This window comes from Actomonas aquatica, from assembly GCF_019679435.2.
GTDB classification, from domain to species: domain Bacteria; phylum Verrucomicrobiota; class Verrucomicrobiia; order Opitutales; family Opitutaceae; genus Actomonas; species Actomonas aquatica.
The window spans coordinates 3,152,829-3,169,784 of sequence record NZ_CP139781.1 but is presented as its reverse complement, the minus strand read 5'-3'; the positions used below and the strand labels follow the sequence as shown (position 1 = coordinate 3,169,784).

Sequence of the window (16,956 nt, the reverse complement as noted above, 5' to 3'; positions counted from 1 at the left end):
TCCAAACTTGTTGATTAGCTAAAACATCACTCCTTCATCCGCGGAATGATGCCTTCCCGCATAACATTTCGCCTACTGGCCTTGCTGCTACTCGCGCCGGTCGCCACGTCCCATGCCCAGAATCTGCTGACGTGGTTCAGCATTAAACCAGTTTCGAGCTCAAGCCTCAGTAACTTCTTCAACGGGGCTGGGAATGAACTAAATGTTAGTCTGCAAAACCTGATGAACGGAATTCAGATGTCCGATTCCGGAAGCACCGGCGGGCAAGACCAGTTCGCTGGTTCGCTGACCACCGATGGGGACAAAAGCACCCTGGCCGTGTATTCCGGCACGATCACCTTGCAGTTCCCCAACGGAAGAGAGATCCAGATCGGTGCCGGCAACGCGACCGTGATCGATTCCGAAAACCCTGGTCAGAGCACGGTCCAGCCTATCGCCGAGCTGATGGGCGCCCCGGAGTATCGCGACATGCTGATGGACGCGGTCAAAACTGCGGCAAGCCAGCTCTCAAATAACACGGACAGCACACAGGCCGCGGAACTGAACCGGGCGCTCGCCACGGTGGTGCAGGTGCTTTCCAGCGCGGACCCCTCGGCCGCGGCGAGTATTGTGGAGGCCGCCGTTGGTGGTCTGACCCAAGACGGTGCATCGGATGCAACAACGCTATCGGCGATCAATACCGTTGTAGCGGCCGCCAGTGCCGGTTCCGGTCAGTCTGTTGACAGCATGGCCTCAACGGCTTTCACCGCCGCCTCCAATAATGGAGCCAATCTCAGTGGATTAACCGAGACCGATGTCGCTGATAGCGCAGCCGATGTAGATCTGGAGGATGTCGTTACTAATGATGACATCATAATCCCAGTTGATAACATTGTGGTCAGTCCCAGCACCTAGACCGGAGTTTTCATACTCTGCCGGTAAAAAAGTAAATGGGTCAGGCAGGCGGACCACGGCCTTAAGCAGCTGCCCATAGCACAGAGGCGGGGCAACTGGCGCTCGGAAGTGACGGTTAATTCCGAAGCTTTCGGGTGCGAGTGTTGCGGGCCGAGCAGGCTCTTGGCTCGTGCTCGTGGTTTTTGACGATCCCCACGGACGAGACCGCGATAACGGTTCAGTGGGTGGCGCGGTAGACGCGGACGTAGTCGACTTCCATGGTTTGGGGGAAGGCGGCTTCGTCGATGCCTTTGACCATGCCCCATTCCCCGCCGACGGCGACGTTGAGGATCAGATAGAAGGGTTTGACGTAGGGCCACTTCCCTTCGCCGTCACCTTCGTTGAGGTATTCGAAATAAAGCGCGTCATCGACGTAGGCCGCCAAGCGGTTTTCCGACCACTCCAGCACATAGGTGTGAAACGCCTCGGTCGCGCGAGGAACGGAGATCGTGCCGGTTTTCTGGGTGCCTTTTTGCCATTGGTAATCGCGGGAGTGGGCCGAGGCGTGGATCACCCCGGGGTCGTGGCCCACGTGTTCCATGATGTCGATTTCGCCGACGTCGGGCCACCCACCTTGGCTGAAGTCCCAATCCGACGGCATCATCCAAATGGCAGCCCAGGAGCCGCGAGCGGCGGGAAGTTTGGCGCGGATCTCAAACCGGCCATATTGAAAATCACCGAGGCCACTCGAGATGACCCGGGCGGAGGTGTAATCATTGCCCTCCCACGCTTCCCGGCGCGCGGTGATGTGAAGTTTGCCATCGTGTTGGCGGGCGTTCTCGAGGCGGGCCTGCGTGTAGAATTGTTTCTCGTTGTTACCCCAACCGTGCCCGCCCACGTCGTAGGTCCATTTTGCGGCGTCCGGTAACCCCGTGCCGTCGAACTCATCGTTCCACACCAATTCCCAGTCCGAGCCGGGCTGCGCAGTCGCCGCGGGGTCTTTGGCTGCCACGACGGGGGCCGAGGTTGAGGGGCGATTTTGGCAGCCGGCGAAGCCAACTACCAGGGCCAGTAGGAGCGAAAAACGGGTCATGGGGTCGATTGGGGTTTGGAGAAAGATTGCATAAAGTTGCAGGATGATGCGGAGCGCAAGCCCGGTCAGGCGGTAGGCGGGCGGAGTGGGGAGTCCAATGGTCCGGCGAGGGTCGTCGGTGAGGGGGCTATTTCTGCTGCGAAAGGGAAATTTGCTTCGTTAAACCGCTTCCTAACGACAAATTCCCCGGATCCACGACGGATCGTTTGGCCGTAGAATGAGACGGCACCTCCGTGGTGATCTGTGCGACCCGTGTCCCCCTAGCAGAGATGCTCCATCTTATGAAAATCATGCTCCGAAGTGTTGTTGGTTTGGTCGTGGGTTTGCTGGTGCTGCCGCTGGTGGGGCAATCCGCCACGGACGGCGAAGGTGTGGAGGTGTCCGCGCCAGTGACCGTCGTGCGGTCCGCGGACGTGGCTTGGCGGGAGATTGAGCGGGCGGAGTTTCCGCCGGGGCTCGCCATCAAATCCCTCCACGCCAATGCGCGCATCGAGGGTGGGGTGGCGACGCTGCGATTTGCCAAGGGCTTCGTGGAGCCGCGCCACTTTCACACCACCGCTGGTCACTCGATCTACGTGCTCAAGGGGCGGATTGATTACGATGGCGAGATCCTGACCGCCGGGGACTTCATTTACACTCCAACGGACGTCGTGCATGGCGGAGTCGCGCTGGAGGAGACCGAGCTCCTGCTCTGGACCGATGGTCCGCTCGACTTCCACTTGGCGGAAACGGCTGAGACGGAGACGGCAGCGTCGGCGGAGGCGCCCGCACCAACGGCCAAGTCCACGCCAACGACGGCGGAGCCCTGAGGATCTGTCGGATACCCTCGGCAGCCGTCGCTCAACCGAGCGTCTTGCGGAGCAGGGCGGCGAGGTAGAGGCGGCGGGCGGGTTGGAGCGAGGCGCCAAACTTGATCGGTGGGCCGCCGATCTTCTCCAGGACGATCTCCTGCCGTCGCTGCGGGTCACCGTCGCTATCGGTCCAACGTTGGTCGAGCAGCCGCAGGCGTTTCACGTCGCGCGGGTTGAAACGATGTCGCCGCCCGAACGGACCGACGCCGGTGAACACACTGCCTTGCTCCGGCTCGAGGCGCACTTCGGTGCGCCCGCCAAGACACATGAAAACACTGCCGATCAAGGTCGCGCCGATGGCGATGAACGGCGTGAGGAACAGCCACAGAAAGAGCGTGAAGCCCCACCCCATGCTGTCGTTATCCGCCAAGGCGACGGGGAACCACTCGGGCAGGCCGATGCCGAGCAAGTGGAGTGTGCTGGCGAGGTTGAGCAGCACGAACACCGCTACGATACCGTTCCAAAACAGGGCGACCGCCAGCCACCCCAACGTGCCGCCGATGGAGCGATGCGAGGCGCCGAAGATCACACCGCGCGCCGAGGTGCGCTCCCAGACTCCGCTGGGCCGATGGGCTGATTCCATCAGCTCCTGGCTCTCTTTCTCCAACAACAGTTCGGAGAACGCGTGAGTCATGGAGCAGCGCCGACACAGCGCGACGTCTTTGGCGACATTCACGTCGCCGAGCGGGATTGTCTGACGGCAATCAGGGCAGACCACGGTGGCCATGCCGCGGAGATACCGGGCGGCGCTCCGACGCGCCAGTTTCAAATCGGCGGTGGTTGCTCGTGTTTGCACCCGCGTCGCCGCCTGAAAAGGAGCGTTGACTTTGGTCCAAGTGTTCTAGTGTGTTAATACACCATGGGTCAGATAGGTCAGGCTTGGCAGATCGAGTTTCACTCCGGAATTCCGGTCTATAAGCAGATCATCCACTTCGTGCAGGCGGCCATCGCGGCCGGCACGCTGAAGGAGGGCGATCAACTGCCGACCATTCGGGCCCTGCACCGGCAACTGGACGTGAATCCCAACACGGTGGCGCGGGCCTATCGCGAACTGGCCCATCTGGGATTGGTGGCCACGGCGCACGGGAGCGGTTGTTACGTCACCGCCCCGCCCGTCGAGCCGCCGGCACTTCCGGCCGCCAGCCGGCAAGCCAAGGTCATCGAGTTGAGTGCGCGCGTGGCGGCGGAGGCCCGCAGTCACGGCATTTCGCTCGAGCAGCTCATCCGTCAACTCCACCTCCAGAAAAATCATGTCTGACCGCACCCCGGGTAAATTCGCGCGCAGTTGGGCGCTCTTCAAGGCGTCCCTCGTTGTCCTTCGCCAGCATCCCAGCCTGTTGCTGTTTCCGATCATCACCTTCGTCTGCACGCTGGTGATCACGGGTTTCTTCCTGACGCCGGCGGTGTTTTATCCGACCGGATATTCGCTCAACGAGTCCGAGCACTGGATCAGCCTGGCCCGCATGATCGGGGTGTATCAGGACGGTGTAGTGGAAGGTCCGATACGTCCCGAGCCGGTCGTTTATGCTTACGGCGCGCTGCTCTACCTGGTGTCGATGTTCATCGCGACCTTCGCGAACACGGCGTTTTATCACCAGATCATCCAAGCGTTCTCGGGTGAGGCGGTTTCGATCCGCGCCGGCGTGGCTTTCGCCCTGACGCGGCTGCGTTCGATCCTGATGTGGAGCCTCTTCGCCGGGGTGATCGGTCTCATCATCAAGATGCTCGAGGAGCGTCTCGGTTGGGTGGGGGCCCTGGTCATGCGCTTCGTGGGCGTGGTGTGGAGCGTGGCGTCGGTCTTCGCAATTCCGGTGCTGATTCGTGAAGGCAAAGCCAACCCGATCGCGCTGCTGCGCAGTTCGGCGCAGACCCTGCGCCAGACCTGGGGCGAGGCTTTGATCGGCTACCTCGGCGTGACCTTTGGTGGCTGGATCGTGGCGATCGGTTCGGTGTTGTTCCTGGGCACCTTGGGGGTGGTGTCCGGCGTCCTGCAGACACCGTGGCCGATTCTGTCGGGCGTCGGTGTTTGGCTCATTGCCATCATCGCTTACGGCTTCCTCATGGCCATGATCGGCCACATCTATCGCTGCGCCCTCTACATCTATGCGACCGAAGGCGTGGTGCCGGCTCCGTATGATGCGGGCATGATGGACTCGGCTTGGAAGGTGAAGAAGGCCTGAGCGGTTGGCTCGTTGGGCGTTGGGGCGTCGCCGCGCAGCGATGGCGCGTCCGCGGGAGGGGCGCCCTCGGGCCACGCTTTCACCTGCGGCTCAAGCGCAGCTACTTGCTGGAAGCGGTCGCGTCCTCGGTGGGGAGCAGGCCGAGTTGTTGGAACATGGTGAGCTGATCGAGCAGCTCCCATTCGCGGGTGATGCGCCCGGCGCTCACTTCGCTGATGATCACGCCGTCGACCTTCACTGCGCGCTGCGTTGCGGGAACGCTGGCGAAGGTGCCGCGGTGGGTGCCGGTGAGCGTGACGCGGGTGCAGACTTTGTGCGCGTCGCCGACCTGGTCGACGACCGCGACGTGCATGTCGGGGAAGGCCGTCCGCAGATCGGCGATGAACGTGCGCAAGGCCGCGATGCCGACGAGCTCCTCGGAGGGGGAGTGGTAGCGGTAGGACGGCGCGATGTAGCGCTCGAGGGCGGCGAGGTCGCCTTGGTTGAAGACGTCGGCGATGAATTGGCTGACGAGGGCGGCGGGGGTGGCGGCGAGCGGGGAAGCAGAGGTTGTGTTCATGTCCACAGTCTATGTGACTGGACGGGAACCGGCCATGGCCAGAATGCTCAACCTCATGTGTGATCGTCCAAACTGATGGAATCCGACGACTTCAGTGGGCTGTTGGAAGGACCGCGGGCGCGCGGTGCGTTTGCGTTGCGCGGGCTGATGGCGCCGCCGTGGGGCCTGCGCATGGAAACGGCATCGCCGGTGACAGTCTGGGCGGTGGTGCGAGGCGCTTGTCATATGCACCACGACAACGGCGACGCGGTTTCGCTCGGTCCGGGCGACGTCGCGATCACGCGCGCGCCGGGCAACTACACGGTGACGGATACGCCCGGCACGACGCCCACCATTCGCGTGTTGCCGGGGCAGGATTGTCGCGGGACCGATGGCCAACCGCTCACGGAGGAGCTCAAACTCGGCGTGCGCACGTGGGGCAACGATCCGGCGGCGCCGACTTTGTTTTTGGTGGGCAGCTACGATTCGGCGGGCGACATCAGCGCACGTCTGCGCGACGCCCTGCCGCCCCTGCTGTGGGTGAAGCAGGCGGAGTGGGATTCACCACTCGTCGATCTCTTGAGCGCGGAGATGGCGCGGGATGCGCCGGGTCAGGCGGCGGTGCTCGACCGCTTGCTCGACATGCTGCTCATCGCGGTGCTGCGCACGTGGTTTGCGCGCGGCGAAAGCCGCGCCACGCCATGGTATCAGGCCAAGGGAGATCCGGTGGTGACGCGCACATTGAAGCTCATCCATCAACAACCGGCCGAGCCGTGGACGCTCGCGCGCCTGGCGGCGGCGGTGGGCGTATCGCGGGCGTCGTTGGCGCGGCGTTTTCAGGAGATCGTGGGGGAGTCGCCGATGGCGTTTCTTACGCAATGGCGACTCGCGTTGGCGGCCGATCTGTTGAGCGAACCGGACGCCACCGTCGGCACGGTGGCCGAGCAGGTGGGCTACGGTAGTCCCTACGCGTTGAGCGCGGCGTTTAAACGCGTGCGCGGCATCAGTCCGTCGGAGCACCGGGCGCGCGTGCTGGCGGACGGATAAGCCGCTCTCACTCGTTGAGGCGCAACCACGCGCCCGCGCGCTGATCGGTCGACGCACCCTCGCGCCACGCGATCTGGCCGTTCACCAACACCCACTCCACGCCGACCGAGAGATGGTGCGGGTCCTGATACTCGGAACGCGACGCGATGGTCGCCGGATCGAAGAGCACGAGATCGGCGACGAGGCCCGGACGCACGAGTCCGCGGTCGCGCAGGCGCATCACGGCGGCGGGCAGGCCGGTCATGCTGTGCACCGCCTGCGCCAAGGTCACCGCATCACCATCGAGCGCGTAGCGACGCAGCTTTTCGGGGAAGGTGCCGTAGGAGCGCGGATGCGGCACCCCGTCGCCCATCGCGACGAGCGCGCCGTCGGAGCAGGTCATCGTCCACGGCTGTCGCATGAACGCGACGATGTCGGCCTCGGCCATGTTGAAGGACACGATCGACGCGCCGCCGGCTTTGACGATGTGCAAGGTCGCCTCGATCGCATCGACGCCGAGTTCGCGGGCAATGGCGTCGAGGCGCTGACCCTCCCAGGCGGGATGCGGTGCGTAGGACCGAATCTGAATGCGTTGCGCGCCGCCGCGGCGATCGAGGTTTTCGGCAATGCCGTCGCGGATGATCTCGTCCTGCGTCGGATCGGCGAGTCGCGCCAACTTCGCGGCGCGGCCGCCCTCGCGCACCCACGCCGGAATGAGCGCGGCGTCGAGCGAGGTGGACGAGGCCTCAAACGGGTATTGATCGGCGAATACCTCCACGCCCGCGGCGCGCGCCGCCTCGATGTGTTGAATGACCTCGGTCGACAGCCCCCACACGCGCGGCCCGAGCGCTTTGATGTGCGTGACGATGCCGGGCAACTGCGCCTCTCGCGCCACGGTGATGACTTCGTCGACCGCCGCGACGAGTCCGATGGAGTAGTCGCCCTCGTCGCGGAGGTGGCTCGTGTAAACGCCACCCCAACGCCCGGCGATGGTGGCGAGGGCGATGTGCTCGGGCGTTTTGGAAAACGCGCCCGGGGTGTAAAACGGACCGGCCGACAGCCCGAACGCGCCCTCGCGCATGGCGGACTCGACGAGGTCACCCATGGCCGCGAGTTCGGCCGCAGTGGGGTCGCGATCGGCGAGGCCGAGGATGTCGGTGCGCACGGAGTTGTGGCCGATGAGCGGGGCAACATTCACCGCCGGACGCTCCGCCAAAATCACCTCGCGTTGGTGCGCGAGATCGGTCGGGCCGCCACCATCGGGGTTGATGAACACGGTGGTCACGCCCTGTGCCAGCAAAGGCACCGCGCCGGCGAGCTGGGCGGTGGCGAGGGCGGGCCCGGCGTGGCTGTGCGGATCGATGAACCCGGGCGCGAGGATGAGGTCGTGGCCATCGATTTGAGTGGCGGCCGACGCGTCGGCGGGCACCTGACCCACCACGGCGATGGTGCCATCGCGCACGGCGACATCGGCGTAGAACCACGGTGCGCCGGTGCCGTCGAGGACGCGGGCGCCGCGGATGATCACATCATAGGTCGGCGCGGCGGCAAAGGTCGGCGCGACCCCGACAAACAGGCTGAGCAGAAAGACGAAGGCGGCGCGCCGCAGGAACGGAAGCATGGTGGCGGAGCGTCCCACGCGGCGGGCGGCGTCACAATATCTTGCGCTATATAATTTGCTAGGGATCGGCGGCGCGCCGGCCCCGCGGCGACGCCGGCCAAAAAATTTTGGCGGTCGTGACACTTTCGCGGGGCGCGGTTCCGCGAGTGAACAGCGGCACCACGTGGGTATGCGTGGCGCGTCCCCCTTCAACGCCCTCCTTGTTATGACAACTTCCTTTTTTTCCCTGCTGCGCGTGTGCGCATTTTTCATGTTGGCCGGTTGCCTGCAGGCGCAGTTTTCCTCCGTGTTTTTCGAAGAATTCAACGGCCCAACGCTTTCCAGCGAGTGGGAGGAAACCACGCCGGGAACGTATCAGTTTGATGGGGACGCCACCAACCTGACGGGGAACCGGGTTTATATCCGCACGGCGGCGTCCGACTTCATCGACCACGACTTCAGCATGATGGTGCAATTCACCTTACCCGAGAGCGGCGGGGCCAATCAGTCCATGTTTGTCGGGTTCGGTTCAGGTCTGCCGGATGGTAGCTTTTTCCATGAGCCACACACGGCGATCTACTTCCGGGCGACGGCGCCGGACTTCAGCGGGGAAAAGTTGCTCTACGACATCAGTGCGTCCGCGGGGACTCACCAGGAATCGTCCAACCTGCTCAACCCGGGAGGTGGCACGCACATGGTGGTGCTGACGCGGATTGGAGACACCTTCACGATGGAGTTTGATGCCAACGCGCTGGTGGAGGGCTCCTCGGTCGAGCTTACCCAGTCCTTTTCGGTGGCGGACACGTTGGACTTTCTGGATGCCACCAACAGTTATCTCTTTCTGGGCACGGGCGGCTCGGGCGTGAGCATCGACGTGGCCGCGGTGGCGCTGTCGGCCGTGCCGGAACCCTCCACCTACGCGATGATGGCGGGGCTGGTCGTATTGGGTGCGGCCGGGTGGCACCGCCGGCGCCGTCAGGCGTTGGCGGCGGCGTGATCCGCGCTATCTTGCGCTATACAAATCACGGCGATTTGCGGCGAGGATTGGGCCCGTTCCTGCTGTGCGTCGGGCGTGCTGAACAACATGACTTCGACGACAATGATGGCCCGGTCGCGACGCGGGTGGATGCTCGCGCTCGTGCTCGCTTTTGTAGGCTGCGCGATGCTGGGAGGGCTGCGCGCGGCAGCCGCCACGGCGGAGGATGCTCCGAGTCGGGCGGAGGTGCAGGCGCTCGTCGAGCGACAGGCGCGGGCGTGGGAGACGGGCGATGAGGCCGAGTTTTTGGCGACGCTGCATCCGGATTCGGTGTTTGCTTATCCGGGCAAACGACTCGATCGCGACGGGGCGTTGGTCGCCTTTCGCGAGTGGAATCGCGACTTCAGCTCGGCGACCTTGCGGGTGCACCGGCTGGTGATCGACGGCGCGCACTTTTGCGTGGAATACAAGTTTGCGGCGACGAACAAAGAGACCGGGTTTCGGTCGGCGTCGGGCACGGTGGCGGTGGGTATGGTGCAGGACGGGCAGATCTTGGAGTGGAAGGAATACCTCGACGGGCGGGTGCCGCGGATGCAGGCGCGCGGTGAGTTGCCGGTGCAGGAGGATGCGCCGCCGTTTCCGTGGCCGGACACGCCGAAGAGTCGCACGCCGTAGGGCGGGGGGCAAAGTCGAGGCGTTCGCGCGATAGACCAGCAAGGCATTCCACGCAGGAGACAAAGCGGCCGACACGGCCGCTGCTACAGCAAGCCGGGGATGTAGCCGCGGGCGTGTCGCCCGCGTTCGTCGGAGTGGTGGCAGTCGACTTGGGCGGCGGCGCGAAACGCCGACCGTCAGGCGTTGACCACCGCGTCTTCGGCGGGGGCCGGGGGCAACTCGAACCAGAAGGCGGCACCTTCGCCGGAGGCGCTTTGCACGCCGCAGCTGCCGTTGAGCTTGGTCATGATCTGGCGCACGATGGACAGACCGAGCCCGTGGCCCTTGCCGCGTTGCTGTGGGATCTTGGCAAAGGGCGTGAAGGTGTTCGCGGCCGAGCTGGCCTTCAGGCCCGGACCAAAATCGCGCACGATGAAGCGGATGCAGCCGCCGTTGTTTGGTGTCTCGCTGGAAAGCTCGATGCGTGGCGGGTTGCCGCCGTATTTGGCGGCGTTGGTGATGAGGTTGAACCAGACGTGAATGATCCACGGCGCGTAGCCAAACGCGGTCGGCCACGTGTCGGGCACGGTGAGTTCGGCCTTGGCGGTGCGCAGGTAGTTGCCGGCGCGCTGCACGGCTTCGGTGACGATCTCGTGCATGTCGAGTGGGGCGAAGCGCACGGTGGAGCGGCGCACGTTGGCGAGCAGCAGCATCTCATCCACAATGTCGCCGAGGCGGCGCACGGAGGCTTGAGCTTCGGTGAGGTTTTCGCCGAGGCGGGTGAGGTCGTTTTCGCCGAGTCGCATGGCGGCGAGTTCGAGGCGACCCAGCGCCATGGCGATGGGCGAGCGCAGATCGTGGGCGACGGTGTGGGCAAAGGCGTCGAGCTCTTCGATGAGGTCGCGTTTTTCCAAGCGAGCTGAGACCGAGCGTAACAGGTCGGCGGCGTTGACGGGTTTGGTGATGTAGTCATCGGCGCCCGCGTTCATGGCGAGGCGCGTGTCGCTCGGCGTGGACAGGGCGGTGAGCACGATCACCGGCGTCGTCGCGAAACGGCGCCGACGTTTGAGTTCTTCGATAAACTCGAAACCCGACATCCCGGGCATGCGCAGATCGGTGATGATAAGGTCGGGGTTGTGATCCAGCGCGAGGGCCAGACCGGCCTGACCGGAGGAGGCGGGGATGACCCGGTAACCGGCTTCGGAAAGGACCTCCACCACCATCGCGCGAAAATTCTCGTGGTCTTCGACGAGCAAAATGAGCCGCGATTCGGTCGTCTGGGTCATTGGGCGGGTTGGAGGAAGGAGGAGCGAAAAATGGGGTGAATTCCCGATCTGTTTTGACGTGCGTTTGCACCTTTAAAACCGCCTTTGCACAAAGCGAGCCTGCAACTGATGAAAAAACCTGAAACAACAGGTGTGACACGTCCGGAGGTCCCGGACTCACCGTAGGGCGGTGGGCGGTCGCGGGCTTGTGGCCTTGACGCCGTCCGCGGGGCACTCCGGCCTCTGCAGGCATGAGTAGTGATGCCGCCAATCAGGATGCAGGATTCGCCGACTACAAACGCGCCGAGAAGAAGGCGCTGGAGTTGTTGGCGCAGATGAAGGCAGTGACTCCCAAGAAAGCCGACATCGAGCTCGCGCTCTTGGTGGCGATCTTCGAATTGCACCGGGGAGATGCCACGCAAGCGCGGCTGCCTGCCGCGGCAGTGCAGAAGATCATCAATGGCCACCTCAGTGTGATCGTTCCCCACTACGCGGCGAAATCCGGCGACGGTGGTGGCGATGCGAGCGCAGCCGGCACGGCGGGCGCGAACTGAGGATTGGAGCACTTTTTTGTAAGAACGCGCCGTCTGACCCCGTTACAGGGGCGTGAGGAGCGCATTTCGCACCACCGTCTTTTTACTCTGGTCCCTGCTGTTGGCGGGCCTGTGCGGTTTCCTGCTGGCTTCGATTGCCGGTGCGGTCGAACCCGCCCTGGCGGCGCGCATTGAGTCGTTGCGCGAGGAAATCGTCCACCACGACGAACTCTATTTCCAGCGCGCCGCGCCCGAGATCACCGACTACGAATACGACCTGCTCAAGCTGGAGCTGCGTCGCCTCGAACAGGAGGCCGGGATGGCGCCGAGCGAGGCCGCGCGCTTTGGCGACGATACGACGGGGGAGTGGCCGCAGGTGGCGCATCGCTTGCCGATGCTGAGTCTCGACAAGGCCTACACCGAAGCGGAGGTCGCCGACTATTTTGCGCGGGTGCGCTCCTTTGCCGGGGACGGGCCGCTGCGTTTTGTGATCGAGCCGAAATACGACGGCGTGGCGGTCAACGTGCGCTTGGAGGCGGGCGGGTTGGTGAGTGCGGCCACGCGCGGAGACGGCGCCAGCGGCGAGGAGGTGACTCGCCAAATCGCCTCGATGCGCGGCCTGCACTACAGCGCGGGTTGGGATCCCGACCCGGTGCCGGTGCAAAGCATCGAGCTACGCGGCGAAGTGTATCTGACGCACGACGATTTTGCCGCGCTCAACGCCGAACGTGTCGCCCGGGGCGAGGAGCCGTTTCGGCATCCGCGCAGTGTGGCGGCGGGGGCGATCAAACTCGAAGATCTGGCACTCGTGGCGCAGCGCCGCCTCTCGCTGGTGTTTCATGGTTGGGGCGCGGTGGAACCCTACGAAGCGACCCCGGCATCGGTTTCGGCCTTTCACTGTTGGTTGGAGGAGCGCGCGCTGCCTTTCGTGAGCGAGGCGGTTTATGTGGAGGCGGACGATGTCGCCGATCTCAACGTGGCCATCGCCGAATTCGCCCGTCGTGAGTTGGCCTATCCGACCGACGGCGTGGTGATCAAAGTCGACGATACCGAGCTGCAGCGCCGTATCGGTGATGGACCCACGGCGCCGCGTTGGGCGCTGGCGCGCAAGTTTGTGCCACCGCGCGCGCGAACTGTGCTGCGCGACGTTTCCTGGCAGGTGGGTCGCACCGGCAGCCTCACGCCCGTGGCGGAGTTTGATCCGGTGGTGCTGGGCGGTGCATCGATCTCGCGCGCGTCCCTGCATCATGCCGGCGAGATCCGCCGCCGCGATTTGCGGATCGGCGACACGGTGTGGATCGAGAAAGCGGGCGAGATCATCCCGCAACTCGCCGGCGTCGACGAAGACGCGCGGCCGGTCGACGCTAGGCCTTACGCCTTGCCGGAGGTGTGTCCGTCGTGCGGGAAGACCCTGCGTAGTGAAAGTGAGGATACACAGCTGGTGTGCGCCAACCGGGCGTGCCCGGAGCAAACGGTGCAGCGGCTCTTGCACTACACCTCTCGGTCGGCGGCCTATGTGCGCGGATTGGGTCCGGGCCTGGCGCACAAACTGGTGGCGGCGGAATTGGTGCGGTCGCCGGCCGATCTATATCAACTCGAGTCGGCGCAATTGATCGTATTGCCCGGGGTGGGCAAGCGCTCGGCCGAGCGCTTGTTGGAGGCAATCGAGGAAAGCCGTAGCACGCCGCTGCGGCGGGTGTTGGTCGGGCTTGGCCTACCCGGCGTGGGACCGGCGGGCGCCAAAGCTTTGGCCAACGGACTCCGCCAGTTGGGCGATTTGCTCGACGACACGACGGTGGCCGAATCGCTGGCGGTGCTGGGGCCGGCGACGGCGGCGGACGTGCGCGGGGTTTTGCGTGAACCGGCGGTGCGCACGGAGATCGCCCGACTCGCCGATGAGTTGGTGTCACCCTGAGCGGAGCGACTCGAGCAAAGGAGCCCAGCTGGCGGGGGGCTCGGCGGTGAGCGTGAGGGCTTCGCCGGTGGCGGGGTGAGGGAAGCGCAGCTCGCGGGCGTGCAGGCCAAAGACGGGGGCGTCGGCGGGGCAGCTCCCGTAGAGCGGATCGCCGAGGACCGGGCAGCCCCCGTGCAGGCAGTGCAGGCGCGCCTGATGGGTGCGGCCGGTTTTGAGCAGGAGACTCAGCCAGGTGCGGGCGGGCCGACCGGCGTCGCGGCCGAGCACGCGCACGGTGGTGAGAGCGGTTTTGCCGCCGGTGGTGACATTGGCGCAGCGACCCGGGCCTGCAGGGGCGATCTGTGTCTCGATTTTCTGAATACGCGCATCCCAGGCACCGTCGACGAGCGCCCAATACGTTTTGCGCAGTCGGTGCCCTTCGAAGAGTTGGGCGAGGGCAGTGTTGAGGCGCGCGGTCTTGCGCAGCAGCACCACCCCGCTGGTGAGGCGGTCGAGGCGGTGGCAGGCGTGCACCGGGCGACGGCAGTGGGTCGAGGCACGTTGTTCGAGGTCGGGTTCGCGGTCGCCGCCACCCTCGGTCAGCAGACCGGAGGGTTTGTTGACCACGAGCAGGTCGCGGTCTTCGAAGAGGATGTCCAGAGCGGCGGCGGAAGTCACGGTGCGGAATCACGCAGCGTGGCGGCCCGTCGCCGCTTGTGAACGTTTTTTAGGGGGAAGAGGGGCCACAGATGGCACGGATATCCACGGATTATGGCCTTTGAAGCCCGGGCCTACTGAGCAGTGACGGTATTGGAACGCAGTGAGAGCGGGGGCGCCTTCGGGCCACGCTTTCACCTTCGGTTCAAGCGCAGCTACTCACGGACGCCAAGGCGTATTCATCCGTGTCTATCGGTGGTGAAAATAGCTAGGGAGAACTAGTCGGCGCGCAGGGCGTCCACGGGGTTCAGGCGGGCGGCGCGCCAGGCCGGGCCCAGTGCGGCCAGCAGCGCGACGGCCCCCAGCACGAGGCAGGCGGTGGCGAGCACGGTGGGATCGTTTTGGCCAACGCCGAAGAGCAGGGCGGAAATCAGTCGGGTGGTGGCGAAGGTAAGGGCAAGGCCGGCGAGGAGGCCGACACCGATGGCGAGGCCGGTGCTGCCGAGGACTTGGGTGAGGATGCGGCGGGGATCGGCGCCGAGCGCCATGCGCACCCCAAACTCGTGGGTGCGTTGGGTGACGGCGTAACCCATCACGCCGAGGATGCCGAGGGCGGCGAGGATGATGGCGACCGCGGCGAATCCACTCAGCAGGCCCATGAGCAGGCGGCGCGGTCCCATGGTGGCGTTGAGGCGCGACTCGAGCACGACGGGTTGGTCGTAGGGTTTGGTGGCGTCGAAGCGGCGCAGGGCTTCGATCACGCCGGCCGCAATGACGTCGGGGTCGCCGGTGACGCGCAGCAAGGCGGTGAGGCGGGTCTGGCTCCACTGGGCGAAGGGGAAATAGACGTGGGCCTGCGGCGAGCTATCGAGCGCGCTGCGGCGGGTGTCGCCAACGACGCCCACAATCGTGGCGAGTTCGGCCTGAGTGCTGTCGGGCGAAGCGAGGCGGCGGCCGACGACACTTTGACCGGGGAAGTATTGGCGCACGAAGGCCTCGTTGACCAAAGCCACGGGCGGCGCGCCCACGCCGTCGGCGGTGGTGAAGTTGCGGCCTTCGATTAGATCCATGCCCACGGCGTCGAGGTAGGTGGCGTCGATCGCGGTGGCGGTGAGGGGAGCGGGGGGCGCCAACAGGTCGGGTTCATAGCCCTCTATGTCGGACATGAACATGAGGTTAAAATCGTCGAGCGGCGCGCGGTTGGCGATCGACGCGACGCTTACGCCCTGCACCTGCGAGAGCACATCGAGGTAGCGGTTGCGCAGGTCGCGGGCGCGGCTGTGGATCTGGTCCAGGACCTCGGGCGGCAGGTGCATGGCCTGCTCGGGGCGCAGGGTGGTGTCGGTGGGTAGCTGCAGCGTGAGCACGTCCGCGGTATGGAAACCGAGGTCGACCGCGCGCAGGGCGTTGAAGCTGCGCAGCAGCAGGCCGGCATTGGCGGCGAGCGCGAGGGCGAGCGCCACCTCGAGGGCGATGCAGGTGTGGCGCCAACGGGCGGGCGTGGGCGCGCCGGTGCCGGTGCGGCCGGCGCTGTGCAGGGCGGACGACGCGTCGAGGCGGCGGATCTGCCACACCGGAGCGAGGCCAAAGCCGATCCCCGTGCCGACGGCGAGCAGCAGCGTGAAGGTGGCGACACAGCCATCGATGCCGATCTCGAGCAGGTCGGGCAACTGGTCGGCCATCCATGTGCCCACAAGTTGGATACCCCAATACGACAGCAGCAGGCCGAGGGCGCCGCCGAGCAGCGCGGGCAGGGTGGTCTCGGCCAGCAGATCGGCGGCGAGTTGGCGGCGGCTGGCGCCGAGGGCGACGCGCACGGCGAGTTCGTGGCGGCGGGTGGCGGCGCGGGCGAGTTGCAGGTTGGCGAGGTTGACGCAGCCGATGAGCAGCACGAGGCCGACTGCGCCGAACAGCAGCCAGAGCGTGCTGCGGAGGTCACCGGCGAGGTATTCCTGCAATGCGATCGCCTGAGCGGGGCCGCCGCGCAGGGGCGCGAGCATATCGCGCAGAGAGGGCGCGCCCTCGGGTCCGCCGTCGCCGAAGGTGGACCACATGCGGTCGGACGCTTGTTCGAGCTGAGCCTGCGCGGCTTCGAGGGAGGCGTCGGGTTGGAGGCGGGCGAGGGCGCTGAGCATCGTAATGACGATTTCATGTTCGCCGGAGTCTCCGCCGGAGCTGGCGGCTTCGTGGACGACGAGCGGCAACCAGAGTTGGGCGGGCTCGATGAATTTGAAGGCGGCGGGCAGGATGCCGACGACGGTGACGGCCTCGTCGTCGAGGCGCAGGACCGAGCCGAGCACGGCCTCGTCGCCGCCGAAACGACTTTGCCAAAACGCGTGGCTGAGCACGGCGACCGGAGTGGCGCCGGGCACGAGGTCGGACGGTTGCAGGAGGCGTCCGCGCGCGGGTTGTTGGCCGAGCAGGTTGAAGAAGTCGGCGGTCACACGGGTGACGGACACGTTGTGGGCGGACTCGGTGAGTTTGAGCGTGGCGCTGCCGCTGCGGTAAGCGGCGAAGGCGCGGAAGGCGGGGGGCGCGGCGTCGCGCCAGGCGAGCCATTCCTTGTCGATCACCATGGCGCCACCTCCGGGCAGGCGGGCGGCGTCGCCGACGGCTTGTTTGCGCAGCAGCACGAGTTCGCCGGACTGCGGGTAGGGCAGCGGCTTGAGCAGGACGCCACGCACGAAGCTGAACATGGTGGTGTTGGCGGCGATGCCGCAGGCCAGCAGCACGATGACGAGGAGGTTGAACCACGGGTGGGCGCGCAGCTGACGCAGGGCTTGGCGGACGGCGTTCATACCCGGGGGACGCGTCGC

Annotated in this window: 16 protein-coding genes; 9 read left to right on the top strand and 7 right to left on the bottom strand. The window is 65.4% G+C overall.

The window, feature by feature from the left end; all coding sequences use genetic code 11:
* Positions 1–45 precede the first annotated feature (45 nt).
* Positions 46–894 (top strand): hypothetical protein, encoded by an 849-nt coding sequence (locus K1X11_RS12455; RefSeq protein ID WP_221032842.1) that lies wholly within the window; start codon positions 46–48, stop codon positions 892–894.
* Between the two features lie 217 nt (positions 895–1,111).
* Here the strand turns inward: K1X11_RS12455 and K1X11_RS12450 are convergent, their stop codons facing one another.
* On the bottom strand, positions 1,112–1,885 hold the full coding sequence (locus K1X11_RS12450) for a glycoside hydrolase family 16 protein (RefSeq protein ID WP_324725972.1): 774 nt from the start codon (positions 1,883–1,885) through the stop codon (positions 1,112–1,114).
* 362 nt (positions 1,886–2,247) lie between these two features.
* Between K1X11_RS12450 and K1X11_RS12445 the strand changes: the two genes are divergently transcribed.
* Complete coding sequence (locus tag K1X11_RS12445; protein ID WP_324725971.1) at positions 2,248–2,775, top strand: cupin domain-containing protein; 528 nt, start codon at positions 2,248–2,250, stop codon at positions 2,773–2,775.
* A 31-nt stretch (positions 2,776–2,806) separates the two neighbouring features.
* On the opposite strand, the gene K1X11_RS12440 is transcribed toward K1X11_RS12445, so the two are convergent.
* Positions 2,807–3,544, bottom strand: coding sequence for a hypothetical protein (locus K1X11_RS12440; protein ID WP_324725970.1), 738 nt, complete (start codon positions 3,542–3,544; stop codon positions 2,807–2,809).
* A gap of 132 nt (positions 3,545–3,676) precedes the next feature.
* On the opposite strand from K1X11_RS12440, the gene K1X11_RS12435 reads away from it, so the two are divergent.
* The gene (locus K1X11_RS12435) at positions 3,677–4,075 is read left to right on the top strand and encodes a GntR family transcriptional regulator (RefSeq protein ID WP_221032846.1); all 399 of its coding nucleotides are present in this window, start codon (positions 3,677–3,679) and stop codon (positions 4,073–4,075) included.
* Positions 4,068–4,997, top strand: coding sequence for a DUF6159 family protein (locus K1X11_RS12430; protein WP_221032847.1), 930 nt, complete (start codon positions 4,068–4,070; stop codon positions 4,995–4,997). Before K1X11_RS12435 ends, K1X11_RS12430 begins: the two co-directional genes overlap by 8 nt.
* Positions 4,998–5,097: 100 nt before the next feature.
* Here K1X11_RS12430 and K1X11_RS12425 read toward each other — a convergent pair whose 3' ends face one another.
* A complete protein-coding gene (locus K1X11_RS12425) occupies positions 5,098–5,556 on the bottom strand; it encodes an ester cyclase (protein ID WP_221032848.1) in 459 nt (152 codons plus the stop codon).
* A gap of 75 nt (positions 5,557–5,631) precedes the next feature.
* Between K1X11_RS12425 and K1X11_RS12420 the strand changes: the two genes are divergently transcribed.
* Positions 5,632–6,582 (top strand): AraC family transcriptional regulator, encoded by a 951-nt coding sequence (locus K1X11_RS12420; protein ID WP_221032849.1) that lies wholly within the window; start codon positions 5,632–5,634, stop codon positions 6,580–6,582.
* A gap of 7 nt (positions 6,583–6,589) precedes the next feature.
* On the opposite strand, the gene K1X11_RS12415 is transcribed toward K1X11_RS12420, so the two are convergent.
* Entirely contained in the window at positions 6,590–8,182 is a 1,593-nt protein-coding gene (locus K1X11_RS12415; protein ID WP_221032850.1) for an N-acyl-D-amino-acid deacylase family protein, read from the bottom strand.
* A gap of 205 nt (positions 8,183–8,387) precedes the next feature.
* Here K1X11_RS12415 and K1X11_RS12410 point away from each other — a divergent pair, with 205 nt between their 5' ends.
* Together K1X11_RS12410 and K1X11_RS12405 are read left to right on the top strand one after the other, a co-directional pair.
* Complete coding sequence (locus tag K1X11_RS12410) at positions 8,388–9,158, top strand: PEP-CTERM sorting domain-containing protein (RefSeq protein ID WP_221032851.1); 771 nt, start codon at positions 8,388–8,390, stop codon at positions 9,156–9,158.
* Between the two features lie 87 nt (positions 9,159–9,245).
* Positions 9,246–9,812, top strand: a complete 567-nt coding sequence (locus tag K1X11_RS12405; RefSeq protein ID WP_221032852.1) for a nuclear transport factor 2 family protein — start codon at positions 9,246–9,248, stop codon at positions 9,810–9,812.
* Positions 9,813–9,988: 176 nt separating this feature from the next.
* On the opposite strand, the gene K1X11_RS12400 is transcribed toward K1X11_RS12405, so the two are convergent.
* Positions 9,989–11,077 (bottom strand): sensor histidine kinase, encoded by a 1,089-nt coding sequence (locus tag K1X11_RS12400; protein ID WP_221032853.1) that lies wholly within the window; start codon positions 11,075–11,077, stop codon positions 9,989–9,991.
* Positions 11,078–11,307: 230 nt separating this feature from the next.
* On the opposite strand from K1X11_RS12400, the gene K1X11_RS12395 reads away from it, so the two are divergent.
* Positions 11,308–11,610 carry a hypothetical protein gene (locus tag K1X11_RS12395; protein WP_221032854.1) on the top strand — a complete coding sequence of 101 codons (303 nt, stop codon included), beginning with the start codon at positions 11,308–11,310 and terminating at the stop codon, positions 11,608–11,610.
* Between the two features lie 52 nt (positions 11,611–11,662).
* Positions 11,663–13,504 carry an NAD-dependent DNA ligase LigA gene (gene ligA / locus K1X11_RS12390; RefSeq protein WP_221032855.1) on the top strand — a complete coding sequence of 614 codons (1,842 nt, stop codon included), beginning with the start codon at positions 11,663–11,665 and terminating at the stop codon, positions 13,502–13,504.
* On the opposite strand, the gene K1X11_RS12385 is transcribed toward ligA, so the two are convergent.
* Both K1X11_RS12385 and K1X11_RS12380 read right to left on the bottom strand, forming a co-directional pair.
* Positions 13,496–14,161 (bottom strand): RluA family pseudouridine synthase, encoded by a 666-nt coding sequence (locus K1X11_RS12385; protein WP_221032856.1) that lies wholly within the window; start codon positions 14,159–14,161, stop codon positions 13,496–13,498. The two genes, ligA and K1X11_RS12385, sit on opposite strands and share 9 nt — an antisense overlap.
* Positions 14,162–14,418: 257 nt before the next feature.
* Entirely contained in the window at positions 14,419–16,938 is a 2,520-nt protein-coding gene (locus K1X11_RS12380; protein ID WP_221032857.1) for an ADOP family duplicated permease, read from the bottom strand.
* Positions 16,939–16,956: the final 18 nt, after the last annotated feature.